Source organism: Streptosporangium sp. NPDC002721 (genome assembly GCF_042888905.1).
Classification (GTDB): domain Bacteria; phylum Actinomycetota; class Actinomycetes; order Streptosporangiales; family Streptosporangiaceae; genus Streptosporangium.
Map to the genome: position 1 here is coordinate 247,403 of NZ_JBIAQI010000002.1, position 23,851 is coordinate 271,253.

A 23,851-nucleotide genomic window follows, 5' to 3' on the forward strand; every position below is an offset into this window, starting at 1 on the left:
CTCTAGTGGCTGAGCGCGTGCGCGCGCTCAGGGGGGTCGGCCAGCGCTTCCGCGCCGAGGGCGACGGCGGCGGGCCCGCGCCGCACGGTACGGGCGATCAGCACGTAGTCGATCACCGCGAGCAGGGTGAGCACCCCGGCGAAGGCGATGAGCGAGACGGTGACCATCCCGGAGGTGAGCCCGGGGGACATGGCGTCGGCGACGGTCAGCTTCCCGTTGATCATCCAGGGCTGCCGGCCGGACTCCCTGGCCAGCCAGCCGAGGATCGCGGCCACGAACGGCAGCGGGGTGATCGCGATCAGCACGGGGTGCAGCCGGCGCCAGCGCGGCAGCCAGTACACGGTCGGCGCCAGCACGAGCACGAGGAGGAGGTTGAGCAGCTCGCCGATCATGATCATGAAGCCGAGCCCCAGCCCGGCCAGGCCCCCGTCGTCGAACTTGTCCGGCTGGATGTCGCCGATCGCGCCGAACTGGGCGAAACCGGAGCCGACCGTGATCAGCGAGCCGACCAGCGCGGTGATCACTCCCGTGCGGAGCGAGCTCGTGAAGAACTCCCGCTCGGCGGTGCGCCGGAACAGCTGGTAGGCGCTGGCCCCCATCACCACGAAACCGCCGGTCCACAGGCCCGCGCCGAGCACGTGCGGCAGCGCGAAGATCAGCGACGGGTTGCCGAGCAGCGCGCCGGAGTCGGTGAGGACCAGGTGGCCGCCGCGTTCCACCGCCCCGGCCGGGTTCTGCAGGAACGAGTTGGCCACCATGATCCAGAAGGCGGAGGTGTAGGCGGTCAGCGTCACCACCCAGATGCACGCCACGTGGAGCCACCTGGGCAGCCGGTGCCAGCCGAAGATCCACAGGCCCAGGAAGGTGGACTCCAGGAAGAACGCGCCGAGCGTCTCGATCGCGAGCGGCGCGCCGAAGACGTCCCCGGCGTAGTGCGAGAGGCCGCTCCAGTTCATGCCGAACTGGAACTCCATCACCAGCCCGGTGAGGATGCCGAGCGCGTAGTTGATCACGTAGATCTGGCCCCAGAAGCGGGTCGCCCGTTCGTGGACCGGCTTGCCGGTGATGGCGTAGCGGGTGTGCATGATCGCGATCAGGGGGGCCAGGCCCAGGGTCAGCACGACGAACAGGAAGTGGAGGCTCCCTGTCACGGCGAACTGTGTCCGGGCCAGGTCGAGCACGTTCACGGTCTCACCTCCGTTGTTATGTGTGTCTACCTATAGACATGCTACATGTAGAACGCCTACATGTAGCATGTCTATACGGGAGGTAGGGTGACGACGTGAGCGAGCGAAGCGAACGAGCCGCCGGGCGCGGTGACACGGGATTCGTCCGGCGGGCGGAGGTGACCGGATGAACACCGACGCGCTCCGAGGGCACATGGACGCCCTGCTGCTCTCCGTGCTGGAGCACGAGCCGCTGCACGGTTACGCGATCATCGAGGCGCTCCAGGCGCGCAGCGGCGGCGCGCTGAACGTGCCGACCGGCACGGTCTACCCGGCGCTGCGACGGCTGGAGCAGGCCGGATACCTGGCCAGCGAGTGGGCCACGGTGGGCGGGCGCAGGCGGCGCACCTACCGGCTGACCTCCTCGGGGCGTACGGCCCTCGCCGGCGAGCGCTCGGCCTGGCGGGAGTTCACCGGGGCCATCGGCAGCGTCCTGGAACCGCGCACCACCCGCTGACGCCTCCGGAACCTTCGGCGCTACCCGGCGAACTCCTGATCGCGGAGCGCGTTGACGAGTGTGTCGAGGGCGTTGCCGTAGGCGTGTTCCGGCGGGGTCGCGTAGCCGATGACGATGCCGAGCGGGGCGTCCTCCGGCCGGCCGTAGAAGGGGGTGACGCCGCCGACGGCGACCCCGCGCCTTTCCAGGTGGGAGAGGAGGTAGGTCTCCGAGGCGCTGGTGCCGGGGAACTGGAGGACGGCGTGCAGGCCGGCGGCGATTCCCGACAGACGCCCGTGGGGCAGGTGCCGGGTCACGGCGTCGCCGAGACGGTCCCTTCGGCGTCGATAGCGAGTCCGGCAGCGGCGCAGGTGCCGGTCGAGTTCACCCGTACGGATGAGCTGGGCGAGTACGAGCTGGTCGATGACGCTGACGTAGGCCTCGTCCCAGGACATCGACGCCCGCAGCGGCGCGACGAGACCGGCGGGCACGACGAGCCAGGCGATGCGCAGGCCGGGGGCGATGGTCTTGCTGGCGGTTCCGGCGTAGATGACACGGTCGGGGGCGAGGCCCTGCAGGGCGCCGACGGGCTGGCGGTCGTAGCGGAACTCGCCGTCGTAGTCGTCCTCCAGCACGAACGCCCCTGTCTTCTGGGCCCACGCCAGCAGCCGCGTCCGGCGGGCGGGGCTCAGGGTGACTCCGAGGGGGTACTGGTGGGCGGGGGTGACGGCGACGGCGGCCTCGTCGGTGAGCCGGTCGACGACCAGCCCGCCGGAGTCGACGGGGACGCGGGTCACCCGGAGCCCGGTCTGTTCGGCGAGGGCGGGGTAGTCGGGCAGGGAGGGGTCCTCGAAGGCGACGGAGGACGCCCCCTGCCAGCGAAGCGCCTGGCAGACGAGCCGAAGGGCGTGGGTGTAACCGGCGCACACGATGACGCGCTCCGGGCTGGTCACCACGCCGCGGGCCCGGCCGAGATACTCCGCCAGCGCCTGTCTGAGCCCGGCGTATCCGATGGGGTCGCCGTACCCGAAGGTGGTGTTGGGGGTGGTCTGCAGGATCCGCCGGGTGGCGGCGAGCCATTCACGCCGGGGGAAGTTCGACAGGTCCGGCAGGCCGGGCCTCAGGTCCGCACCCGGCACGGGGGGCAGGGTGGTGTGCAGGGGCAGCGCGGTCCTGGCCGCCGGCGGTTCGGCCGGCCGGTCGGCCACCCGGATGCCCGACCGCGGCCGGGACGCCAGGTACCCCTCGGCGACGAGCTGGTCGTAGGCCTGGGTGACGGTGCCACGGGCGACCCCCAGATCCCGGGCGAGGGTCCGCGAGGAGGGCAACGGTGTGCCCGGCGGAAGGCGGCCGCCTCGCACCGCGTCGCGCAGCGCGTGTTCCAGGCCGGTCCGCAGGCCGTGTCCGGAGCCGAGCCGGAGGTGGAGGTCCAGCCCCAATCTGGACCACTTTTCTTCCATGGTTCTGGACTATATCCATGGGCCAGATTTTCCCTAGGTTTCCTGGCATGAGACACGTAGCCATGGCCGTCGGCCTCACCACCTACCTCCTGGGCCCCGCTCAGCACGTGCGAACAGGCTTCGAGACGGCCAACCCCGAAGAGGGCGTGCTCCTGTCCGCCCATCGCCTGGAGCGTGCCCGGCGATCGCGGTGGACACGGTTGCGGTCGCTCGGGAGGCTCAGGCGACCGCGGGGACCGGCTCGCGCCGGGTGACGCTCAGGCAGCGGGAGGCGCAGTACAGCTGCAGGAGCCAGATCGCGTAACTCACCATCGACGCGACGGTCCCCGGCAGGTAGTCGCCGAACCCGGTGGAGTTCTGCGAGCCGACCATCAGCGCCCCGCACGACACGAGCATGACCGGCAGCATGGCCCAGACGAAGACGCCCAGGGCCCGGGTGACGAGCCGGGGCCGCCTGATCCTGCGCAGTCCCCGGCCCAGCGCGAACAGCGCGATCCCGCCGACCGCGCCGATGAACATCTGGAGCATGTCCACGCCCCGGGCGACCATGACGAACCAGGTCGGCATGCTCTCGTACGCCGCCGGGGCGGCGGGGTAGACCTTCCAGAGCACGTTCCACATGATCGCGGTGAGCGGCACGGTGACGAACAGCAGGACGGCGAGCCTGCGGCCCGCCGAGTTGGACAGCTCCTCCTGGTAGCCGGGCGCGATCTCACGGATCGGCCCGAACTCCTCGACCGCCACCCGCTCGGCCTCGTCGCGCCCCAGGCCGTCGCCCTCCAGCGCCTCGGCGGTGTCGAGCAGGCTGTCGCGCGCCTCGGTGATCATGTCGAGCTTCGGTCGCCGGGGACCCCTGAGAGTGCGGCTGAGCCCGGTCACGTAGTCCTCGATGACCCCGGTGCCTGCCATATGCTCTCCAGTCGCCCGATTTCCATCCAGGGTATGCCGTACCCATCCTGGTCTCCCGCCCGGACCGGCGCATCGGGGACCACCCTGAGAAGACCCCGAGTCGACCCACGCCCACCTGCGAATACGCTCGAATCCAGCGACACCGGCGGGAGGGGGGGATCGCCGTGAGAAGCAGGGCTCTCAAGGTGCGGCAGGGCACGCTGGCCAACGACCTGCCGTACTACGCCCTCGGCGACGGCGCGCCGCTCGTCGTGCTGCGCTGGTTCACCCCCGCCCACGCCAACCCGGCCGGGCTGGCGCGCGAGGCGGAGCTGCGGGTGCTGGCCCCGCTGGCCCGCCACTTCCGGCTGTACGCCGTGGGCCGCGCTCCCGGCATGGCCCCCGGAACCACCATGGCCGACATCGCCGCCCGGCACGCCGAGGCGCTCCACGCGAGGTTCGGCGGGCCGGTCGACGTGCTGGGCCTGTCGTCGGGAGGCTCGGTGGCGCTGCAGACGGCGGCCGACCATCCGGACGTGGTGCGCGCGCTGGTCGTGGCCGGGGCGGCGCACCGGCTCACGCCGAGTGTCAGGAGGCTCCAGCGCCGCTATACGGAGGAGGTCGCCGCCGGGCGGCGCGGCCTGCAGCACCAGGCGGTCACGGCCGCCGCCTCACCCGCCGGGCGGGCCCTGGCCGGGGCGCTGCTGTGGCTGCTGGATCCGCTGCTACGCCCCGGCGACCCCCGTGACATGCTCGCCTTCGCCCGCGCGGAGGACGGGTTCGACCTGACCGGGCGCCTGGCCGACGTCGTCGCCCCCACCCTGGTCCTCGGCGGTGAGAAGGACCTCGACTACCCGGTCGAGCTCTTCCGGGAGACCGCCGAGGGGGTCCGCGACGGCCGCCTGATCACCTATCCCGGCCTCGGCCACCTGGGGACGTTCCGCAGCGGCCGCTTCGCGGGCGACGTCACGGCCTTCCTGACCGGAACCGGCCCGGAGGAGGGCCCCCGTACGCTCGCCGAATAGGGCTCCACCGGGTCGGCCTGCCGGGTCGGCCGCGAGGTGGTCCGGCGCGGGCGTCCGGGTAACGGGTTCGACGGTCACCCGCTTTCGACGGTCACCCGCTTTCGACGGTCACCCGCTTTCGACGGTCACCCGCTCGCCGGCCGGGGCGAACGCCGTGGCGTGGTCGCGGGCGAAGTCGGCGAGGTCGCGCGGGCGGCGGCCGAGCAGGGCGACCACCGTGCCGGTGGTGAGGTCTCCCCAGCCGGAGGCGTACGCCCGCGCGTACTCCTCCAGCATGTCCACGATCCACTCCGGGACGCCGTGCCCGAGCAGTGTCCCGCGCCTCGCGTCGTCGCCGACAGGCAGATACGTGACCGGCCTGCCGAGGGCCAGGCCCAGCTGGGCGGCGACCTCGTCGAACGTCAGCGAGCGCGGGCCGGTGAGGGTGTACGTCTCGCCGTGGTGGCGGTCCGGGTCGTCGAGGAGCACGCGGGCGGCGCACTCGGCGATGTCGCGTACGTCGATCATGCCGATCCGTGCCGAGGCCATGTTCAGCGAGAACGTGCCGGTGGCGGAGATGTCGCCCGCCTCGTTCAGCAGGTTCTGCATGAACCAGTGCGGACGCAGGATCGTCCAGCGCATGCCGCACCGTTCGATCTCCCGGTCGGACAGCGCGTGCAACCTGCCGCTGCGGTTCGGCGCGTCGTGCGCCGCGCCGACGACGGACAGGCGCACGACGCGCTCCACCCCGGCCTGGCGCGCGGCCCACACGGCGTTCATGCCGTTCTCCGGAGCGCGCGGGCCGTTCGGGGTGAGCAGCCACACATCCTGTACGCCCTCGAAGGCGGGCGGCAGCGACCGGGCGTCGTCGAGGTCGCCGACGAAGACCTCGGCGCCCAGCTCGCGCGGGCCGTCCGCCCCGGACTTCGCGCGGACGAGGGCCCGGAGGTTCACCCCGGTCCCTTGCAGCGCCCTCATCAGCGCGGTGGACACGGTTCCGGTCGCGCCGGTGATCAGTACGGTGCGTGACACGCTCATTCTCCCTTGACGGTGGTGGGGGTAGGGGCCGGATCGCCGCCCTGGTGACGCCGGGCCTTCGGGGAGCCGCCCGTCGCCCGGCCGGCGGTGACGCGCTCCAGGACCCAGAGCACGACGGTCCCGGCCGAGAGGACGCCGCCCAGGACGCACACGCCGGTCCAGCCGCCGTTCACCCAGGCCACCGGCGTCAGCGCGGAACCCGCCGCGCCGCCGAGGAACAGGGAGGTCATGAAGGCGGAGTTGATCCGGTTACGGGCCTCGGGCCGGAGCGCGTACAGGACGTTCTGGCTGCCGTTGAGCACCGCCTGATGCGCCAGGTCCAGCACGATCACGCCGGCGAGCAGCCAGACCGGCGAGTGCGCCCCCGCCGCGATCGCGGGCCAGGACGCCAGCAGCAGGACGGTCCCGGCGCCGGTCACGGTCTGGACGTGCCCGCGGTCGGCGAGCCGTCCCGCCACCGTGGCGGTCAGCGCGCCCGCGACACCGGCCAGGCCGACCAGGCCGATGGCCGACTCCGACCAGCCGTACGGCGGCCGCACCAGCAGGAAGGTCAGCGCCGTCCACAGCACGCTGAACGAGGCGAGACTCAACGCGCATACGGCCGCCCGCAGGCGCAGCAACGGCTCGTGGCGGAACATCGCGGCCGTCGAGCGCAGCAGCCCGGGGTAGGACAGGCGCCCGCTGTCCCCGCTGTCCGCGCTGTTTCCGCCGTCCGCGCCGTTCCCGCCGTCCCCGTTGCCCGCGCCGTCTCCGCCGAGCCGGGGCAGGAAGACGCGCAGCAGCACGGCCATCAGCGCCATCAGGACCGCGTTGACCCAGTAGACCGTCCGCCACCCGCCCAGCTCCGACAGCACCCCGGACGCGGTCCGCGCCAGCAGCAGGCCGAGCATCAGCCCGGTCATCACCGTGCCGACCACCCGGCCGCGCTCGGCCGGGTCAGCCAGCGCCGCCGCGAACGGCACCACGACCTGCGCCCCGACCGAGGTCAGCGCGGTCAGGGCCGTACCGGCCAGGAGCACCGTGCCGCCGGGGGCGGCGGCCGACACCAGCAGGAACACCGCGGTCGCCGCGTAGAGCGACACCGCCAGCCGCCGTCGCTCCACCAGGTCGCCGAGCGGCACCAGCAGGATCAGCCCCAGGGCGTACCCGGCCTGCGCGGCCGTCACCGTCAGCGCCGCCAGGGTGGGGCCGAGCCCCAGCTCCCGGTCGATCAGGTCGAGCAGCGGCTGCGCGAAGTAGTTTCCCGAGACCGCCAGCCCGGTCGCCGCCGACATGAGCAGGAGCAGCCCGCGCGGCAGGCCGCCGTCCCGCCGGGATCTCGTCGTCGTCATGCGTCCAGCCTCGACGACGAATGATCAATGAGTCCAACACATGTTTGTCATCCGACCGATCGTGCATCACGATTGATCTGTGGAGCTCCAGCAGATGCGCTACGTCGTCGCCGTCGCGGAGACGAGCAACTTCACCCGCGCCGCCGAGCAGTGCCTGGTCGTCCAGTCCGCGCTGAGCCACCAGATCGCCCGCCTGGAACGCGAGCTGGGCGCCAAGCTGTTCGAGCGCACCAGCCGCCGCGTCCGGCTGACCCCCGCGGGCGAGGCGTTCCTGCCCGCGGCCCGCCAGGCTCTCGACGCCGCAGAACGGGCCCGTGCCGAGGTGGCGGCCGCCACCGGCGAGATCCGGGGCCGGCTCGCCGTCGGCGCCATCCCCACCGTCGCGGCGGTCGACCTGCCGGCCGCGCTGAAGCACTTCCACCTGCGGCACCGGCAGGTGCGGATCACCCTCCGCTCGGGCGCGAGCGAGGAACTGGCCGAACGGGTGCGGCAGGGCACCCTGGACGCCGCGTTCCTCGGGCTGCCGGTGGGCGTACGCCCCAGGGGCGTCCGCGGCCGTGAGCTAGCGCGCGGCGACCTCGTCGCGGCGGTGGCACCCGGCCACCCGCTGGCGGGCAGGAAGCGCGTGGACCTCCGCCGGCTGTCGGACGAGCCGTTCGTCGACTTCCCCCCGGGCACCGCCGCGCGCGCCCAGACGGACGAGGCGTTCGCGGCGGCCGGGATCGCGCGTGAGGTCGCCTTCGAGGTGACGAACATGGACTTCATGGCCCGCCTGATCCGGCAGGGACTGGGCATCGGGCTGCTGCCCGCCGCCTTCGTCCACGAGCTCCCGGACCTGCCCGTCCTCCGGCTTCGCGACGCCCCCGCCCGCATGGAGCACCTCGTCTGGAGTCGCTTCCCTCCGTCCCCCGCCGCCGCGGCTTTCCTGTCCATCCTCGGCGTCCCGGCGGCGGAGGCCTCGGGATCAACGGATTCCTGACCTCGGCTGCCCGGCGAGACGGCGGCCGGTCGAGCCGGGCCGCCGGGGACCGGTCACGGGTGCGGGGGAAAGGGGCCTACCCGTGGTCGGCGGCGCGCCACAGGGGCCACCAGCGCAGTCCCAGCCGGGCGCCGCGCGGGACGACGGCGAGCGCGCAGCCGCTCATCCGGAGACCCTCGGGATGGCGGATGCCGGTGAAGAGGCACGTGCTGAGGTCCAGGTCGGCGAGTTCGAGCTCCTCGGCGTCCACCTCGTGCAGCGAGGTCACCCGGGCGCCGTCCCGGCCCCGCACCGTGGCCGGGCCGTGCAGGGTCGCCCCCTCCAGGTCGGCCTCGGCGTCGTCGAGCCGGACGTTCAGCCGCCCGCCCACCTCCAGGCGCCGCAGGTCCACCGAGCACCCGCCCGTGGTCACGTCGAGGCCCTTGCCCGCCCACGCCCCCGCGAGGGTCAGGTGACGGCCGACCGAGATGGGGGCCAGGTAGCCGCCCGAGGAGAAACGCGCCCCGTCGAACCCGGCCAGCCCGCCGAAGCTCGTCTTGCGGAAGGACACCGTACGGCGGAACCGGCACCCCCTCAGCGTCGCGTCGCCCGCGAAGCCGGTGCCGTCGAAGGTGACAAAACCATGGAAATCCGCACACTCGAATGACGCGGTCCGCTTGAAGACGGCGCCTCCGAACAGGGCGTCACCGTCGATGGAGACCCGGTCGAAAGCCGCGTGCCCGGTGATGGCGACACCGTGCAGGGACATTCCCCGGTCGAACCTGGCCTCCCTGAAGGAAACGTTGCGCGCGAAACGGGCGTCGAAGAACGAGGCGAGGTGACGGAAGTGCGCGTGGTCGAACGAGACGTCCCCGCCGAACGCGATGTCGCCGAACCGCACGCTCTCGGGAAAGGTCGCCCAGTCGAACCGGGCCCGGCCCAGGCGCCCCCGGGTCGCGGTGAGGATCCGCTCCAGCAGGTCCCGGCCGACGACGGTGGCCCGCAGGTCGACGGTGGAACCGGGGGAGAGGCCGCGGACGACCTCGTCGAGCTCGGCGGCGTCCAGATGGGCCAGGCAGCGGCCGTAGGGCCGCCGCGCGGATCCGGCGCACTCCGGGGAGGCGCAGGTCGCCCAGCCCACGTCCAGCGTTCTCATGTTCCAGTGATACCCGCCGACGCCGGGACAAGCGACTCCCAGGCCAAGGAAAGCCATATCTGGCCAGGACGGATAGCGATTAAGTGTCAACATTCACGATTTAACGGTCTATCAAGTTATATGCGGATGTCCTGTGACGCGCGGAGCCTCACACTGCGGTTCACGCGCGCTTCGTCCCGAGGTTCCGGGGTCACGGGGCCCGCGCGTTTGTCGTCGCGGACCTCCGCGGGGCGGGTCGCCCCGCGGAGGTCACGTCGTGCCGCCCGCGCCTCGCGCCGTCAGGCGCAGGTGTATCCGGACGGGAGTGAGGTGTTGCCGTTCGGGCGGCTCACCTGGAAGCCGACGCCGCTGGTGGCGGCCCCGGGGGCGAGGGCGCCGTTGTGGCCGACGTTCCTGATGGTCACGGTCTGCCCGCTGACCGTGGTGGTGCCGTTCCACGAGCCGGTCAGTGTGTGCCCGGCGGGCAGCGTGAAGGTGACCGTCCATCCGGTGATCGCCGAGGTGCCGGTGTTGGTGACGGTCAGCGGCTGGATGACGTACCCGTTGCCCCACTGGGTCTGCACGGTCGCGACGGCCGCGCAGGCTCCGGTGGACGTGCCGGGCTGGGTGGTGACCTGGGCGGTGTTCGAGACGGGCGAGGTGTTGCCCGCGGCGTCCCGCGCCCTGACCTGGTAGCGGTAGGTGGTGTTCGGGGTCAGGCCGGTGTCGCCGAACGAGCTCGTGGCCGAGGTGCCGGCCTGGGTGAACGCGCCGCCGCTCGCGCCGGGGGCGCGCAGGATGTCGTAGCCGGTGACGCCGGTGTCGTCCGTCGAGGCCGTCCAGCTCAGGGTCGTACCCGTGGAGGTGGTCCCCGAGGCGGTCAGGCCGGCCGGGGCGGTCGGTGGCGAGGTGTCGCCACCGCCGCCGGTCGTGGTGAACGTGACCGGCTGCGAGGCGCCCGACAGGTTGCCCGCGCCGTCACGCGCCCGTACGTACACCTGGTACTGGGTGTTCGCGGTCAGCCCGGTGAGGGTGAACGAGGTGGTGGCGGACTGCCCGAGTTGCGGGTCGGTCTCACCCTGCTCGCGGTGGACGTTGTAGCCGGCCAGACCGGAACCGCCCTGGTCGGTGGACGCGGTCCAGCTCAGCGTGGCGCCGGTGGCGGTCACGCCGGACGCGACCGGGGTGCCCGGCGTGCTCGGCGGGGTGGTGTCGCCCGAGTCGCCGAGGGCCGGGGTCTGCCAGTCCCTCCACTCCGACAGGTTGCCGGACGCCCTGGAGGAGATCCTGATCGCGCCAGGGGCGTTGCCCGTTTTCAGCAGGAACTTCTGGATGTTCTGCTGCAACGGGGTCCGCCACTCGGACCGGTTGGCGCAGTGGCTGCCGTCCTGGACGTCGGACCAGTAGGTGATGTTCTCTCCCGCGCCGAGCGCCTTGTAGACCTCCGCCCCGCCCAGGGTCGCCACGCTCGCGGATCTGGGGCCCAAGTTGGCGATGTGCGGGTTGTCCATGACGAACAGTCCGCGCGGCGCGACCATGGCCACCATCTGGTGGGTGTCCACCGGCAGCCGTGCCGGGCTGCCGGTGAAGGAGCCGAACGCGTCACCCAGCCAGGGCTGCTCCCCGTACGCGCTGCTCAGGCTCTGGGCGCCCTCCCCGGGAATCCCGCGGAAGATGGGAACTCCGGCGCTCCCCGACTCGATCGGCATGGTCAGGGCGATGCGCTGGTCGAACGCCCCGACCACGAAGGCGCCCTTGCCGAACCGGGAGCACCCGGTGACGCCGGTCGCGTCCGCCCTGAGGACGCTGCCGTCCGACTGCTCGATGACGTCGATGATCCGGCTCACCCCCCAGGCCCAGGCCATCAGCAGTCCGGTACCGGAGGAGGAGCCGTAGACGCTGTAGAAGGCGCCCTGCTTGTTGTTGCGCGGCGTGCCCTCCCGCCCGACCGCGTAGGGGTCGTAGCTGATGACGGCGGCACCGGCCGCCCTGATGGCGGCCGTGTCGGCTCCGAACCCTCCCAGGACGACGACGGCGGGGAAGGGGCCTGACCCGCTCGGCAGCGAGACGCTCGCGGAGAAGTTGGAACTCCTGCCGTTGTGGTTCACGTTCACCGTGATGTTGGTCCTGGAGACCGTCCCGGTGACGCTCGCGGGCTTGACGGGCTTCTCGCCGTAGACGAACCTCTCCGCCAGCCTCTTGGTCTCCTCGCGACGGCACCGCCACTCGGACCGGGTGGAGATGCGCGTGCCGTCCAGCTTCCTGAAGGGGTCAGGGAGCCTGGAGTCGGTGGGCAGCGATCCCGCGTCGGGCAGGCCGGGCCCCGTGCAGTCGGCTCCCTCGTTCTCGACTCCGGCCGCGGCGGCGGTGGCCTCCGCGGAGGCCACGGTCACAGCTCCGGCGATCGAGAGCGTCGCCGCCACCGCCAGTGCGACGACCCTCGAAGGGATCTTGAAGCGGGTCAAGCCGATGATCACTGGGGCTCTCCCTTCCGGGTGAGGTGTTGGCGATCAGTCTGGGAACGCGACCGAAATGCGTCAACGCATATACCGAAATATTTCGACGATCGGCTTTTTTTCGAGCTTCTGGCCTGGGGTTATGCCTTCACCCTCCGGTAAACTTTCGGAATATAGATGAAAGAAGGCTTATTTTCCCTACCGGAGGCGTCGTTTGGAAAGTTTCGGAGCGGTGTGCCCCATTTGGGGGTGGCGGGCGGCCGGATCGAGTACGGGAGCGACCTCCGGACTCACCGCTCCCGGCCGCGTCCACCGGCCCGGCGGGTTCCCGCGCCCCGGTGACCTGGCGGTACGGCGGGATGGAATGCGTGGGGAGGGGAAGTGGTTATGCCAGCCATACAGACGTGAACGACAGGAGGAGCCACCGGTGGCCACCATCGAGGTAACCGAGAAGAACTTCAACGACATCGCCGATGAGGGGATCGTCCTGCTGGACTTCTGGGCGGCCTGGTGCGGACCGTGCCGCACCTTCGGGCCGATTTTCGAGAAGTCGTCGGCGAAGCACACCGACATCAAGTTCGGCAAGATCGACACTGAGGCCGAGCAGGCGCTCGCGCAGGGATTCGAGATCACCTCGATTCCGACGATCATGGCCATCCGCGACGGCATCGTCGTCTTCGCCCAGCCGGGCGCGCTGCCCGAGCCCGCCCTCGAGGACCTCATCGGCCAGGTCCGCGCGCTTGACATGGAAGCGATCCGCGCCGAGCTCGCCAACGAGCTGGGCGCCCAGAAGGGCTGATGTCCGCATCGCGAAAGCCCCGCACCGCCGGATGACAGAGGTCCGATGGCACGGGGCTTTCGCATGCCCGCACAGCCGCATGCCCGTGTGAACAGCGTGACCCGCAGGCCCGGATGAGCCGGGCGGGTCGGGTGGGCCGGGTGGGCCGGGTGGGCCGGGCGGGTCGCCTCAGCGCCCGCTGGGACGGCCCGTCCGGCCTTGCCGGTCTTCTCGGCCCCGCCCGATCTGGCCCGGTCCGGTCTGGAAGGTCAGACCGAGCGGTAGAGCTCGGCCACCCGGAAAGCCAGGTCGAGCGACTGGCCGCGGTTGAGACGCGGGTCGCAGGCCGTCTCGTAGCGCCTGGCCAGGTCGTCCTCGACGATCTCGGCGCCGCCGCCCACGCACTCGGTGACGTCGTCGCCGGTGAACTCGATGTGGACGCCGCCCGGGTGGGTGCCGAGCGCGCGGTGCACCTCGAAGAAGCCCGCCACCTCGTTCAGGACGTCGTCCAGGCGGCGGGTCTTGTGGCCGCTGGGCGCCTCGAAGGTGTTGCCGTGCATGGGGTCGCAGATCCACGCCACCTGGGCGCCGCTCGCGGTCACCTTCTCCACCAGCTCGGGGAGGTGCTCGCGGATCTTCGACGCGCCCATCCGGGTGATGAAGGTCAGGCGCCCGGCCTCGTTGTCCGGGTTGAGCTTCTCGATCAGCGCGAGGGCGTCCTCGGCACTGGTCGTCGGGCCGAGCTTGACGCCGATCGGGTTGCGGATGCTGGCGAAGAAGTCCACGTGGGCGCCGTCGAGCTGGCGGGTGCGCTCGCCGATCCAGACCATGTGCGCGGAGACGTCGTACGGGCGGCCGGTCCGAGAGTCGATCCGGGTGAGCGCCTGGTCGTAGTCGAGGATCAGCGCCTCGTGCGAGGAGTAGAACTCGACGGTGTGGAACTCCTCGGGCTCGGCCCCGCAGGCGCGCATGAAGGCGAGCGCCTGGTCGATCTCGCGGGCGAGCTGCTCGTAGCGCTTGCCGGCCGGGGACTCGATCACGAAGTCCTGGTTCCAGGCGTGCACCTGGCGCAGGTCGGCGTAACCGCCCTTGGTGAAGGCGCGGATCAGGTTGAGCGTCACCGCGGAGGAGTGGTAGGCCCGCAGCAGCCGCCAGGGGTCGGGGACGCGGGAGTCGGAGGTGAAGTCGAAGCCGTTGACCATGTCACCCCGGTAGGCGGGCAGCTCGACGCCGTCGCGGGTCTCGAAGTTCTTCGAGCGCGGCTTGGCGAACTGCCCGGCCATCCGGCCGATCTTCACCACGGGGACCTTCGCCGCGTAGGTCAGCACGATGGCCATCTGGAGCAGCGTCTTGAGCTTGTTACGCACGTCGTCGGCGGTGGCGCCGGCGAAGGTCTCGGCGCAGTCTCCGCCCTGGAGGACGAAGGCCTCGCCCCGCGCCACCGCCGCGAGGTCGGCCTTGAGGTTGTCGCACTCGCCGGCGAAGACGAGGGGCGGGAGGCCCTTCAGCTCGGTGACGACCTTGTCCAGCTCGCCGCGGTCGGGCCACTCGGGCTGCTGCGCCGCAGGCAGCTGCCGCCAGGAATCGAGGTTGATGCTCACGACATACCAGGCTATTGCAAGGGGCTGTTCGAACAGACCCGATTGTCCACGGAGTGAGAAGGTCTTTATACCTGGTGAGATTTCGCGGGGCTGGAAACATGCTCCGGGAGGATGCCGAACCCGACAAAACGCCTGGCCAGCGCGCCGATCAGGGGAAGCCGGGAGATGTCGCGCGGCAGCCGCACCGGCCGGGAGTGCCCGCTCAGCGCCGGACGGATCAGCCGGCTCTGGACGACGCGCTGGGCGAACTGGGTGACGGCGGTCGGCGGGGTGCGCCGCCGCTGGACCCTCGCGAGCAGTGACTCCGGGATCTCCGCCCCCGCGGCGAGCGGCCCGGCCAGCAGGTTCGCGGCGGCGACCGCGTCCTGTACGGCCAGGTTGATGCCGACGCCGAAGATCGGGGACATGGCGTGCGCGGCGTCGCCGATGACCAGCAGGCCGGGGCGGTGCCAGCGGCGCAGCCGGTTGAGCGCGACCGACAGCACGCTGACCGCCTCGAAGTCCCGCAGCTGCCCGGCCCGGTCCGCGAGGAAGGGCAGGAGCCCGGCGACCGGCTCGCGGATCGCCTCGATCCCCCGGGCGCGCAGGGCCTCGAAGCCGCCCTTGGGGATCAGGTAGGCGAGCTGCCAGTAGGTCTCGCGGTTGATCGCCACCATCATGTGGCCGGTGGACACCCGCAGGAAGCTCTCGCCGGGGTCGGCGGGCTCGCGCGGCAGCCGGAACCAGACCACGTCCATGGGGGCGCTGTGCTCCACGGGGACGAGCCCGGCGGCCCGGCGTACGTCGGAGTGGCGGCCGTCGGCGGCCACGGTGAGTGCCGCGCGCAGCTCGTGCTCGCCCGAGGGGTCCCGGTAGCGCACCCCTCTCACCGCGTCTCCCTCGCGGATCACGCCGAGCACCTGGGCCTCCATGAGGAGGCGGAAGTTCGGATAGCGCTTGGCGGCGGTGGTCAGCAGGTCGAGGAACTCCCACTGCGGGACGAAGGCGATGTACTGATATTTGCCTTTAAGTCCCCGCAGGTCGGCGACCGGCACCGTGGCGTCGTCGGTGTGGATCTCCATTTTGTACGTCTTGCGGTGCGGGAGCCGGTGGAACTCCTCGGCCAGGCCCAGCTCGTCGAGGATCTGCAGGGTCGAGGGATGGATGGTGTCGCCCCTGAAGTCGCGCAGGAAGTCGTCGTGCTTCTCCAGGAGCGTCACCTCGACGCCGGCCCTGGCCAGCAGCAGCGCGAGCATCGCCCCCGCCGGGCCGCCCCCGGCGATCACGCATGTGTTCCGTCTCATAATTCATCACCCGTTGAAATTGTGGCACAGGATCCGGCGGAAGAAAACAGGTTCGTTGGCAATCCACCCCACATTCAGTGTCGAATGGCGAAGTGTGAGGACAGAAAGCGACCCCGCGGGGGTGCCGGATCCTGACGGTCCCCCCGGCCTGGAGGACCTGCTCGCCCAGGTGGCCCTCGGGCGGGAGCCGGCCTTCGAGCGGCTCTACGACCTGCTGGCCGGCCCGATCTTCGGCCTCGCGCGACGTGTCGTGCGCGACCGCGCGCAGGCCGAGGAGGTGGCGCAGGAGGTCCTGGTCGAGGTCTGGCGTACGGCCTCCCGCTACGACCGGACCCGCGGCAGCGCCCTGGCGTGGGTGATGACGATGGCCCACCGCCGCGCCGTCGACCGGGTCCGGTCCGCCCAGGCCTCCACGGACAGGGAGGAAAGGGTCTCCAGGATGTCGGGGGAGATCCCTTACGACCAGGTCTCCGAGACGGTGACCACCCGGTTGGAGGGTGAGCGGGTGCGCCGCTGCCTCGGCGGCCTGACGGACCTGCAGAGACAGGCCGTCACCCTGGCCTACTACGGGGGCTACAGCTACCCCGAGGTGGCCGGGCTGCTGAAGGTGCCGCTGGGTACGATCAAGACGAGGATGCGCGACGGCCTGGTGCGGCTCCGCGACTGCATGGGGGTGGAACGGTGAACGACGACCTCCACACCCTTTCCGGCGCGTACGCGCTGCACGCCCTGCCCGAGCGGGACGCGGCGCTCTTCGAGGCGCACATGTCCCGGTGCGAGGCGTGCGCCGTCGAGGTGCGCGGCCTGTCCGAGACCGCCGCCCGGCTCGCCCTGGGCGCGGCCGAGCCTCCTCCGCTGGCGATGAGGGCCCGTGTCATGACGCGGATCGCCGAGGTGCGGCAGGAGCCGCCGATCCTCGATCGCCAGGCCGCACCGCCCGAACCCGGGCGGGACGAGCGGCCCGACCGGGCGGGGAGGGAGAACGCGGTGCCGCTGCGCCCGGCCTCCCCCTGGCGCCGGAGGGCGCTGACCGGCCTGGCCGCGGTGTCGACCGCGGCGGCGGTGGTCCTCGGTGTCGTCGCGGTCGACGCCGCCGGGGAACGCGAGCGGCTCCGGCAGGTCGTCGCCGTGATCGCGGCCCCCGACGCCGAGACCGTCAGGCAGCGCGTCTCCTCCGGGGGTACCGGCGTCATCGTGGTGGCGCCCTCCCAGGGAAAGATGCTCTTCACCGCCAGCGGGCTGCCGCCGCTGCCCGGCTCCCGGGTCTACGAGCTGTGGCTGATGGGCGGCGACGGCGTCCGCCCGGCCGGGTTGCTGGAGCGGGCCGCCGACGGGGGTGTCGTCCCGGTCCTGGCCACGCCCCTGCGCGGTGACGAGCGGGTCGGCCTCACCGTCGAACCCGCCGGAGGCTCCGACCAGCCCACCACGACCCCCATCATGATCGCCGATCTTCCCTCCACCTGAACGGGGCCTTGCGGACCATCCCACCGCGTCCCCGGCCCGCCGACATATTGGACCGTACGGTCCAGGGAGTTATGCTGTCGGCATGTCGACCACGGCGAAGTTCACCGTCAAGGGGGCGCTCACGCGCGCCCGCATCGTCGAGGCCGCCGCCGACCTGGTCCTGGCCCGCGGGGTCGGCGGCACGACCCTGGACGACATCCGGGCCGGGACGGCGACCAGCAAGAGCCAGCTGTTCCACTACTTCCCCGACGGGAAGCGCGACCTGGTCGCGGCGATCGCGGCGTTCCAGGCCGAGCGGGTGCTCCAGGCGCAGCGGCCGTTCCTGGACACGCTCGACACCTGGGAGGCGTGGGACGGCTGGCGTGACGCCGTCATCGCGCACTACGGCTCGCAGCCGCACTGGGGCTGCCCGATCGGGGCGATGGCGAGCGAGCTCGTCGGCACCGACCCCGAGCGCGCCGCCGAGGTCGCCGGGCACATGGACCGCTGGTGCGGATACCTGCGGGCCGGGCTCACGCGCATGCGCGACGGCGGCCTGCTCCGCGCTGACGCCGACCCCGAGGAACTGGCTCTGGCGATCTTCGCGGCGCTCCAGGGGGGCCTGCTGCTGACCCAGACGACGCGCTCGATCAGGCCGCTGCGCGCCGCGCTGGACGCCGCCCTGACGGCACTGCGAGCCTCGGCGGCCTGAGCCTCACACGCCGGGCCTCGGCGGCCCCGGTCCCCTCCCGGACGCGTACCCTGGCCTCCGGTTCCGGTGTCCGGGGTGCCGGTACGGCGGCGTTCGCCGGGCGGCGAGAACGGGGAGGGGGCGAAGGTGTCCGAGGTCTGGCAGGTGGCGGCGGGGGTCGTGGGGGGCCTGGTGCTGCTCTGGCTCGCCCTGGCCGCCTTCCTGGTGACGGCGCGTCCTAGGGGAGGCGCGCTGGGCGAGGCGTTGCGCCTGCTGCCCGACCTGCTCCGCCTGGTCGCCGGGCTCGCGCGCGACGACAGCCTGCCGCGCGGGGTACGGGTCCGGCTGTGGCTGCTGCTGGGCTATCTGGCGCTGCCCGTCGACCTGATCCCCGACTTCGTCCCGGTGCTCGGCTACGCCGACGACGTGATCATCGTCGCCTTCGTCCTGCGTTCGGTCATCAAGCGGGCCGGTCCCGACGCGCTGGCCGGGCACTGGCCCGGCACGCCGGAGGGGCTGGCCGTCGTCCGGCGCCTCGCCGGAGGACCTCGACAGCCGTAAGCGGCGTCTCCCCCCGCGGGCGCGAGGCGACGACCGCCCCGGTCACGGAGCCGCTGGGAGTGTGTCGAGGGCTTTGAGTACGTTCGTCACGGTGTGGCTGGGAGTGCGTCGAGGGCTCTGAGCACGTTCGTCACGGTGTGGCTGGGAGTGTGTCGAGGGCTTTGAATACGTTCGTCACGGTGTGGTCGGGAGTGCGTCGAGGGCTCTGAGCACGCTCGCGAAGGCGCGGTCGCGAAGGGAGGCGTACTCCTTCTCCGGATACTGGCGGGGGCCGTTCTCGACCAGGAGGATCAGGCCGAGATAGAGCCGGTAGAGGGCCATCCGGGTGCGGGCGGGAGCGGTGAACTCCACGACGCCGCCCGCGTCGCGGTACCCGGCGACGATCGGGTCCGACTCGTCCAGCTCGCCGAAGATCGTCGGGGTGACGAAGTCGGCCAGCGGGTCGCCCCAGAAGGCCCGCTCGTGGTCGATGATCGCCTGGATGCGCGGCGTCTCGTCGCGGGTCAGGAAGACGTTGCCCGGCCACACGTCGAAGTGGACCAGGCAGGGGGTCGTGATCTCGTCCAGCGCCCCCGCGGCCGACCCGATCGCCGCCGCGATCTCGGGCACCGGCCTCGGCAGCGGGGTGGCGTAGCGCCCCGCGTCGGCCAGGAGCGCTCCGGTCATCGTCAGGAACGCCTCCCGCCAGGTGCCGCCGGTCAGGCCCGCGTGCGGGTAGCCGTAGACGTCGCCGGTGATCGCGTTCAGCCGGGCCAGGTGGCCGCCGAGCTCCCGGCGCAGGGCCCGCCGGTCCGCCTCGGCCGGACGCACCTGGTTCCACGGCACCCCGCCGAGGGCGGACAGCACCAGGTAGTCGCCGCCCAGCACCGGGTCGTCGAACCCGGCGCGCAGCAGCTCGGGGACCGGGACCCCCGCCGGACCGGCCAGGCCGTAGACCATGGCCTCGGTGCGCAGCAGGTCGCGCTCGTAGCTCAGCTGCTCCAGCTCGGGCGGCGGCGACAGCTTCAGGACCACCTCGCGCCCGTCCAGCAGGGCCAGCCGCCACACGGCGTTGGCGAAGCCGTCGGTCATCTCGGTGGCCGAGGAGACGCCGGTGCCCAGGGCCCGCCGCGCCAGCGCGTCGAGTTCGGCGGGGGTGAGGGGGCGTTTCGTCCTGCTGTCCATGTCCTACCTTGTCCTGCCTCGGTGCTGCCGGGGGCGAGGGTGAGTCAAGTCAGGCGGAGTCGCGCCGGATCAGGTGGGTGTCGAGTATCACCACCGGCTGCTCCAACTGCTCCCCGTTGATGCGGGCGACGAGCAGGTGGGCCATCTGCCGGCCCATCGACTCGGTGGGCTGGTGCACGCTGGTGAGGGCGGGGGAGGAGTGCGCCCCGGCGGGGGAGTCGTCGAAGCCGATCACCGCGACGTCGCCGGGGATCGACCTGCCCTCCTCGCGCAGCACCCGCATCGCGCCCAGCGCCATCGGGTCGGAGGCGGTGAAGACGGCGTCCAGGTCGCGGTGCTCGGCGAGGAGCCTGCGCATCCCCGCCATCCCGCTCTCCTCGCTGAAGTCGCCGTACGTCACCATCTCGCTCACGCCGGTCGCGAGCAGCGCGTCGCGGTAGCCCGCGAGCCGGTCGACGCCCACGCCCATGTCCTGGGGGCCGGCGATGGTGGCGATCCGGCGGCGGCCCGTGCCCAGCAGGTATTTGACCGCCTGCCTGGCCCCGGCCCGGTTGTCGACGTCGACGTAGCTGTAGGGGGTGAGGCCGACCGGCCGACCGCCGATGACGGTCGGCACGCCCATCGCCTCCAGCCGCCCCGGCAGCGGGTCGGCGCCGTGCAGGGAGATCAGCAGCACCCCGTCGACGTGCTGCCCGGTCAGGTAGTGCTCCAGCCGCTCGTGCTCCTGCTCCGACTGCGCCATCGCGAGGATCAGCTGCAGGCCGGTCTCGGACAGGGCCGAGCCGATGCCGCGGATGGTCCCGGCGAAGTACGGCTCGTCGAAGACCCGCAGCTCCGACTCCGAGACGACCAGCGCCACGGTGTCGGTGCGCCGGGTGACCAGCGCGCGGGCCGCCCGGTTGGGCACGTAGCCCAGCTCCTGGATCGCTCGCAGCACGGCGTCGCGGGCCTTCTCGCTCACCTTCGGCGAGCCGTTGATGACCCGCGACACCGTGCCCCGGCCGACACCGGCCAGGGCCGCGACCGCCTCAAGCGTCGGACGACGGTCGCCGTTCATGTGTTCGCGCCCCCAGTGGTGAATTTCCCGGCCCCTATTCTGCCGGACCGCTCAGGCCTCCACGCCTGATGGTCCCGGCATACCAGAGAGCGCTCTCCTTGGGAACTCTGGCCTGGGTCTCGTAGTCGACGTGGACCAGCCCGAACCGCTTGCCGTACCCCCACGCCCACTCGAAGTTGTCCATCAGCGACCAGGCGAAGTACCCCTCCAGCGGGATGCCCGCCTCGATCGCCGCGTGGCAGATGCGCAGGTGGGCGTCGAAGTAGTCCACCCGCTCGCGGTCGTGGACGACCCCGTCGGGGCCCACGACGTCGTCGAAGGCGGCGCCGTTCTCGGAGATGACCAGCGGGACGCGCGGGTACTCGGCGGCCAGCCGGCGCAGGATCTCCAGCAGCCCCGAGTCGTCGATCTCCCAGCCCATCGCCGTCACGGGCCGCCCGCCCTCGACGAACGACACGTGCTCGCTGCCCACCCAGGGCGACCCGGCGTTGGTGGGGGCCGCCGCGGCCGACGCGGCGCCGCCGGGGGTGCCCGAGACGGTGAAGCGGCTGTAGTAGTTGATCAGCAGCTTGTCCAGCGGCGTCGAGATGATCTCCATGTCCCCGTCGTGGACGAGCCCCGCCGGGCGGCCGAGGTCCTCCAGGACGTCGGCCGGGTACTCGCCCTTGAGCAGGGCGTCCAGGAAGAAGCGGTTCTGCAGCCCGTCGATGCGGCGGGCGGCGTCCTGGTCGGCCTCGGAGGAGGTCTGGGGCGTGATCGCGTACAGGTTGACGCAGCCGCCGATGACGCTCTCGGGCCGCTGGGCCCGGATCGCCCGCGCGGCCAGGCCGTGCGCGAGCAGGAGGTGGTGGGCGGCGTGCACGGCCTTGTCGGGCTCGCGCCGCCCGGGGGCGTGCTCGCCCGAGGCGTACCCGAGGAAGGCCGAGCACCAGGGCTCGTTGACCGTGCTCCAGTTGCGGACGCGGTCGCCCAGCGCCTCGTGCACGGCCGCCGCGTAGTCGGCGAAGCGCTTCGACGTGTCCCGTGCGGGCCAGCCGCCCGCGTCCTCCAGGGCCTGGGGCAGGTCCCAGTGGTAGAGCGTCACCCACGGGTCGACGCCCCGCGAGAGGAGCTCGTCGACCAGGCGGCTGTAGAAGTCGATGCCCCCCTGGTTGACGGCCCCACGCCCCTCGGGCTGGATCCGGGGCCAGGAGACGGAGAAGCGGTACGCGCCGAGGCCGAGCTCGGCCATCATCCGCACGTCGTCCCGGTAGCGGTTGTAGTGGTCGATGGCGGTGTCGGCGTGCTCGCCGTTCACCACCCGTCCCGGCTGCTTGACGAAGGTGTCCCAGATGGAGCGGCCTCGGCCGCCCTCCGAGACAGCGCCCTCGATCTGGTAGGCGGAGGTGGCCGCGCCCCAGATGAAGTTCGTCGGGAACATCAGATCCGGGGTCTGAATCCGCGTCTCTTGCGTCGTCACGCCTTGACCGCACCTTCCATGAGTCCGCCGACGATCTGGCGGCCGAACGCGATGAAAACGATGAAAAGCGGCAGGACCGACGCCGCGGTGCCGGTGAACAGCATCACGTAGTCGGTGCCGTGAGCCTGGTTGAGCGCCGCGATCGAGGTCTGAACCACTGGGTTGTCCGGGTTCAGCACGATCAGCGGCCACATGAACTCGTTCCAGGTCTGCATGAAGACCAGGAGCGTGAGGACCGCCATGCCCGGCCGGAGCGCGGGGAGGATGACGTTCACGTAGATGCGCATGGTGGAGGCGCCGTCGACGCGGGCCGCCTCGACCAGCTCGTCCGGCACCGCCTGGGTGGCGTACTGGGTCATCATGAAGACCCCGAAGCCGTTGACCAGGAAGGGCAGGATCACCGCCTTGAGCTGGCCGGTCCACCCGAGGGTGACCATGAGCTCGTACAGCGGCACGACGCCCATCTGCTGGAGCGGGACCATCATCGTCACCAGGATCAGGCCCAGCAGGATCTTGCTGCCCCGGAAGCGGAGCTTGGCGAAGGCGAAACCGGCCAGGGTGGAGATCAGCACGACCGAGAAGGTCACGGTGACCGAGACGATGGCCGAGTTCACCAGGCCCGTCACGAAGTAGGCGTCCTCGGTCGACAGCAGCCGCGCGATGTTCTCGCCGAGGTGGCCGCCGGGGAACAGCGGCGGCGGTACGTCGATGGCCTCCTCGTTGGTCCGGGTGGCCATGATGAACATGTAGTAGATGGGGAACGCCGACAGCACGAGGGCGAAGGCCAGCACGACCTTCGTCATGGGGCCGGCGTCCCAGATGCGGTTCCGTGCGGCCGACGGGCCGGAGGGCCGCCGGGCGTGCTGCGCCGGCGGTCGCCGGATCTGGGTGACCGTCATTTGGAACCCCCGATACGGCGGGTGAAGGAGTAGTTGACGAGCGTCCCGAGGAGGATCAGCGCGAACAGCAGCCACGAGGCGGCCGCGGCGTAGCCGAAGTCGAAGTCGCGGAACGCCTCCTTGACGATGAACATCGCCACGGTCTGGTACTGGCCGGTGGCGCCGCCGCTCATCGTCGGGTTGCCGTCGAACATGACCGGTTCGGTGAACAGCGTCAGGCCGCCGATGGTGGAGATGAACACGACGAAGATGATCGTCGGGCGCAGCATCGGGATGGTGATCTGCCAGAACTGCCGCCTGGGCGTGGCGCCGTCGATGGCGGCGGCCTCGTAGAGGTCCTTGGGGATGGTCTGCATGGCGGCGAGCAGGATGATCGCGTTGTAGCCGGTCCAGCGCCAGTCGATCATCGTGGAGATCGCGATCCACGAGGACCACTTCTCGTTCTGCCAGTTGATCGCGTCGACCCCGAAGAAGCTCAGGAACCAGTTGATCAGGCCGTAGTCGCGGCCGTACAGCTGGGTGAAGACCACCGCGACGGCGACGACGGAGGTGATCAGCGGCAGCAGCACGCCGAGGCGGAAGAAGAGCCGTCCCCGGATGCGCTTGTTGAGGGCGTTGGCCAGCAGGAGGGCCAGGACGAGCTGCGGGACCGTCGACATGACGAACATGCCGAGGGTGTTGATCACCGCGTTCCAGAAGGCCTCGTCGGTGATCAGCTCGATGTAGTTGTCAAGGCCGACGAGGGTCTTGTCCCCGGCGAGCTCCCACTCGTGCAACGAGACCCAGAGGGTGTAGCCGAGCGGGAAGATCCCGAAGATGGCGAAAAGCAGGAAATAAGGGGATACGAGGAAGTAGGGGGTCGCCCGGAGGTCGAACCGGGCCCACCCACCGCCCCGGCCCGGTCCGCGGCGCCCCGGTGACCGGCGGGGGCCGGGTCGCGGCGGGGCGGCCGGGGAGTCGACGTGCAGTGTCATTCGGTCTGA

22 protein-coding genes are annotated in these 23,851 nt (G+C 71.6%); 8 read left to right on the forward strand and 14 right to left on the reverse strand.

Annotation, left to right across the window (positions count from 1 at the left end):
• Positions 1–2: 2 nt before the first annotated feature.
• A complete protein-coding gene (locus ACFYWM_RS03300) occupies positions 3–1,187 on the reverse strand; it encodes a cytochrome ubiquinol oxidase subunit I (protein WP_389907924.1) in 1,185 nt (394 codons plus the stop codon).
• 166 nt (positions 1,188–1,353) lie between these two features.
• Here ACFYWM_RS03300 and ACFYWM_RS03305 point away from each other — a divergent pair, with 166 nt between their 5' ends.
• On the forward strand, positions 1,354–1,683 hold the full coding sequence (locus ACFYWM_RS03305; RefSeq protein ID WP_389907926.1) for a PadR family transcriptional regulator: 330 nt from the start codon (positions 1,354–1,356) through the stop codon (positions 1,681–1,683).
• A gap of 20 nt (positions 1,684–1,703) precedes the next feature.
• Here ACFYWM_RS03305 and ACFYWM_RS03310 read toward each other — a convergent pair whose 3' ends face one another.
• The gene (locus tag ACFYWM_RS03310) at positions 1,704–3,122 is read right to left on the reverse strand and encodes a PLP-dependent aminotransferase family protein (RefSeq protein ID WP_389907928.1); all 1,419 of its coding nucleotides are present in this window, start codon (positions 3,120–3,122) and stop codon (positions 1,704–1,706) included.
• Between the two features lie 219 nt (positions 3,123–3,341).
• The gene (locus ACFYWM_RS03315) at positions 3,342–4,031 is read right to left on the reverse strand and encodes a permease prefix domain 1-containing protein (protein WP_389907930.1); all 690 of its coding nucleotides are present in this window, start codon (positions 4,029–4,031) and stop codon (positions 3,342–3,344) included.
• A gap of 164 nt (positions 4,032–4,195) precedes the next feature.
• On the opposite strand from ACFYWM_RS03315, the gene ACFYWM_RS03320 reads away from it, so the two are divergent.
• The gene (locus tag ACFYWM_RS03320) at positions 4,196–5,035 is read left to right on the forward strand and encodes an alpha/beta fold hydrolase (protein WP_389907932.1); all 840 of its coding nucleotides are present in this window, start codon (positions 4,196–4,198) and stop codon (positions 5,033–5,035) included.
• A 108-nt stretch (positions 5,036–5,143) separates the two neighbouring features.
• Here the strand turns inward: ACFYWM_RS03320 and ACFYWM_RS03325 are convergent, their stop codons facing one another.
• Together ACFYWM_RS03325 and ACFYWM_RS03330 are read right to left on the reverse strand one after the other, a co-directional pair.
• On the reverse strand, positions 5,144–6,046 hold the full coding sequence (locus ACFYWM_RS03325) for an SDR family oxidoreductase (RefSeq protein WP_389907934.1): 903 nt from the start codon (positions 6,044–6,046) through the stop codon (positions 5,144–5,146).
• Positions 6,047–6,048: 2 nt separating this feature from the next.
• Positions 6,049–7,383 carry an MFS transporter gene (locus tag ACFYWM_RS03330; RefSeq protein ID WP_389907936.1) on the reverse strand — a complete coding sequence of 445 codons (1,335 nt, stop codon included), beginning with the start codon at positions 7,381–7,383 and terminating at the stop codon, positions 6,049–6,051.
• A 79-nt stretch (positions 7,384–7,462) separates the two neighbouring features.
• Here ACFYWM_RS03330 and ACFYWM_RS03335 point away from each other — a divergent pair, with 79 nt between their 5' ends.
• Positions 7,463–8,362 (forward strand): LysR family transcriptional regulator, encoded by a 900-nt coding sequence (locus tag ACFYWM_RS03335; RefSeq protein WP_389907938.1) that lies wholly within the window; start codon positions 7,463–7,465, stop codon positions 8,360–8,362.
• 76 nt (positions 8,363–8,438) lie between these two features.
• Here ACFYWM_RS03335 and ACFYWM_RS03340 read toward each other — a convergent pair whose 3' ends face one another.
• A complete protein-coding gene (locus tag ACFYWM_RS03340) occupies positions 8,439–9,497 on the reverse strand; it encodes a pentapeptide repeat-containing protein (protein ID WP_389907940.1) in 1,059 nt (352 codons plus the stop codon).
• Positions 9,498–9,775: 278 nt separating this feature from the next.
• On the reverse strand, positions 9,776–11,953 hold the full coding sequence (locus tag ACFYWM_RS03345) for a fibronectin type III domain-containing protein (protein ID WP_389907942.1): 2,178 nt from the start codon (positions 11,951–11,953) through the stop codon (positions 9,776–9,778).
• 406 nt (positions 11,954–12,359) lie between these two features.
• Between ACFYWM_RS03345 and trxA the strand changes: the two genes are divergently transcribed.
• Positions 12,360–12,731 carry a thioredoxin gene (gene trxA / locus ACFYWM_RS03350; RefSeq protein ID WP_329083319.1) on the forward strand — a complete coding sequence of 124 codons (372 nt, stop codon included), beginning with the start codon at positions 12,360–12,362 and terminating at the stop codon, positions 12,729–12,731.
• A gap of 248 nt (positions 12,732–12,979) precedes the next feature.
• Here the strand turns inward: trxA and ACFYWM_RS03355 are convergent, their stop codons facing one another.
• On the reverse strand, positions 12,980–14,311 hold the full coding sequence (locus ACFYWM_RS03355) for a class II 3-deoxy-7-phosphoheptulonate synthase (RefSeq protein ID WP_389907944.1): 1,332 nt from the start codon (positions 14,309–14,311) through the stop codon (positions 12,980–12,982).
• A gap of 65 nt (positions 14,312–14,376) precedes the next feature.
• Positions 14,377–15,594 (reverse strand): FAD-dependent oxidoreductase, encoded by a 1,218-nt coding sequence (locus ACFYWM_RS03360; protein ID WP_389907946.1) that lies wholly within the window; start codon positions 15,592–15,594, stop codon positions 14,377–14,379.
• Positions 15,595–15,688: 94 nt separating this feature from the next.
• Between ACFYWM_RS03360 and sigK the strand changes: the two genes are divergently transcribed.
• The 4 genes from sigK to ACFYWM_RS03380 all read left to right on the forward strand — a co-directional run bounded on the left by sigK (position 15,689) and on the right by ACFYWM_RS03380 (position 18,289).
• Positions 15,689–16,279, forward strand: a complete 591-nt coding sequence (gene sigK, locus ACFYWM_RS03365; protein WP_389907948.1) for an ECF RNA polymerase sigma factor SigK — start codon at positions 15,689–15,691, stop codon at positions 16,277–16,279.
• Positions 16,276–17,058: an anti-sigma factor domain-containing protein gene (locus ACFYWM_RS03370; RefSeq protein WP_389907950.1), complete on the forward strand. Its 783-nt coding sequence runs from the start codon at positions 16,276–16,278 to the stop codon at positions 17,056–17,058. The genes sigK and ACFYWM_RS03370 overlap by 4 nt, the downstream gene beginning before the upstream one ends.
• An 82-nt stretch (positions 17,059–17,140) precedes the next feature.
• Positions 17,141–17,749 carry a TetR/AcrR family transcriptional regulator gene (locus ACFYWM_RS03375; RefSeq protein WP_389907952.1) on the forward strand — a complete coding sequence of 203 codons (609 nt, stop codon included), beginning with the start codon at positions 17,141–17,143 and terminating at the stop codon, positions 17,747–17,749.
• 126 nt (positions 17,750–17,875) lie between these two features.
• A complete protein-coding gene (locus tag ACFYWM_RS03380; RefSeq protein ID WP_389907954.1) occupies positions 17,876–18,289 on the forward strand; it encodes a YkvA family protein in 414 nt (137 codons plus the stop codon).
• Between the two features lie 174 nt (positions 18,290–18,463).
• Here the strand turns inward: ACFYWM_RS03380 and ACFYWM_RS03385 are convergent, their stop codons facing one another.
• Genes ACFYWM_RS03385 through ACFYWM_RS03405 form a run of 5 tightly spaced genes read right to left on the reverse strand, consistent with a single transcriptional unit; the run spans position 18,464 to position 23,842 of the window.
• Positions 18,464–19,453 (reverse strand): phosphotransferase family protein, encoded by a 990-nt coding sequence (locus ACFYWM_RS03385; RefSeq protein ID WP_389907956.1) that lies wholly within the window; start codon positions 19,451–19,453, stop codon positions 18,464–18,466.
• Positions 19,454–19,502: 49 nt separating this feature from the next.
• A complete protein-coding gene (locus ACFYWM_RS03390; RefSeq protein ID WP_389907958.1) occupies positions 19,503–20,510 on the reverse strand; it encodes a LacI family DNA-binding transcriptional regulator in 1,008 nt (335 codons plus the stop codon).
• 34 nt (positions 20,511–20,544) lie between these two features.
• The gene (locus tag ACFYWM_RS03395) at positions 20,545–21,930 is read right to left on the reverse strand and encodes a GH1 family beta-glucosidase (RefSeq protein ID WP_389908264.1); all 1,386 of its coding nucleotides are present in this window, start codon (positions 21,928–21,930) and stop codon (positions 20,545–20,547) included.
• Between the two features lie 35 nt (positions 21,931–21,965).
• On the reverse strand, positions 21,966–22,868 hold the full coding sequence (locus ACFYWM_RS03400; RefSeq protein WP_389907960.1) for a carbohydrate ABC transporter permease: 903 nt from the start codon (positions 22,866–22,868) through the stop codon (positions 21,966–21,968).
• The gene (locus ACFYWM_RS03405; protein WP_389907962.1) at positions 22,865–23,842 is read right to left on the reverse strand and encodes a carbohydrate ABC transporter permease; all 978 of its coding nucleotides are present in this window, start codon (positions 23,840–23,842) and stop codon (positions 22,865–22,867) included. The genes ACFYWM_RS03400 and ACFYWM_RS03405 overlap by 4 nt, the downstream gene beginning before the upstream one ends.
• Positions 23,843–23,851: the final 9 nt, after the last annotated feature.

Coding starts and splice junctions, on each gene's coding strand:
- ACFYWM_RS03385 (WP_389907956.1), bottom strand. CDS start 19,453: ATGGACAGCAGGACGAAACGCCCCCTCACCCCCGCCGAACTCGACGCG.
- ACFYWM_RS03315 (WP_389907930.1), bottom strand. CDS start 4,031: ATGGCAGGCACCGGGGTCATCGAGGACTACGTGACCGGGCTCAGCCGC.
- ACFYWM_RS03405 (WP_389907962.1), bottom strand. CDS start 23,842: ATGACACTGCACGTCGACTCCCCGGCCGCCCCGCCGCGACCCGGCCCC.
- ACFYWM_RS03310 (WP_389907928.1), bottom strand. CDS start 3,122: ATGGAAGAAAAGTGGTCCAGATTGGGGCTGGACCTCCACCTCCGGCTC.
- ACFYWM_RS03360 (WP_389907946.1), bottom strand. CDS start 15,594: ATGAGACGGAACACATGCGTGATCGCCGGGGGCGGCCCGGCGGGGGCG.
- ACFYWM_RS03375 (WP_389907952.1), top strand. CDS start 17,141: ATGTCGACCACGGCGAAGTTCACCGTCAAGGGGGCGCTCACGCGCGCC.
- ACFYWM_RS03400 (WP_389907960.1), bottom strand. CDS start 22,868: ATGACGGTCACCCAGATCCGGCGACCGCCGGCGCAGCACGCCCGGCGG.
- ACFYWM_RS03305 (WP_389907926.1), top strand. CDS start 1,354: ATGAACACCGACGCGCTCCGAGGGCACATGGACGCCCTGCTGCTCTCC.
- ACFYWM_RS03330 (WP_389907936.1), bottom strand. CDS start 7,383: ATGACGACGACGAGATCCCGGCGGGACGGCGGCCTGCCGCGCGGGCTG.
- ACFYWM_RS03395 (WP_389908264.1), bottom strand. CDS start 21,930: ATGTTCCCGACGAACTTCATCTGGGGCGCGGCCACCTCCGCCTACCAG.
- ACFYWM_RS03390 (WP_389907958.1), bottom strand. CDS start 20,510: ATGAACGGCGACCGTCGTCCGACGCTTGAGGCGGTCGCGGCCCTGGCC.
- ACFYWM_RS03340 (WP_389907940.1), bottom strand. CDS start 9,497: ATGAGAACGCTGGACGTGGGCTGGGCGACCTGCGCCTCCCCGGAGTGC.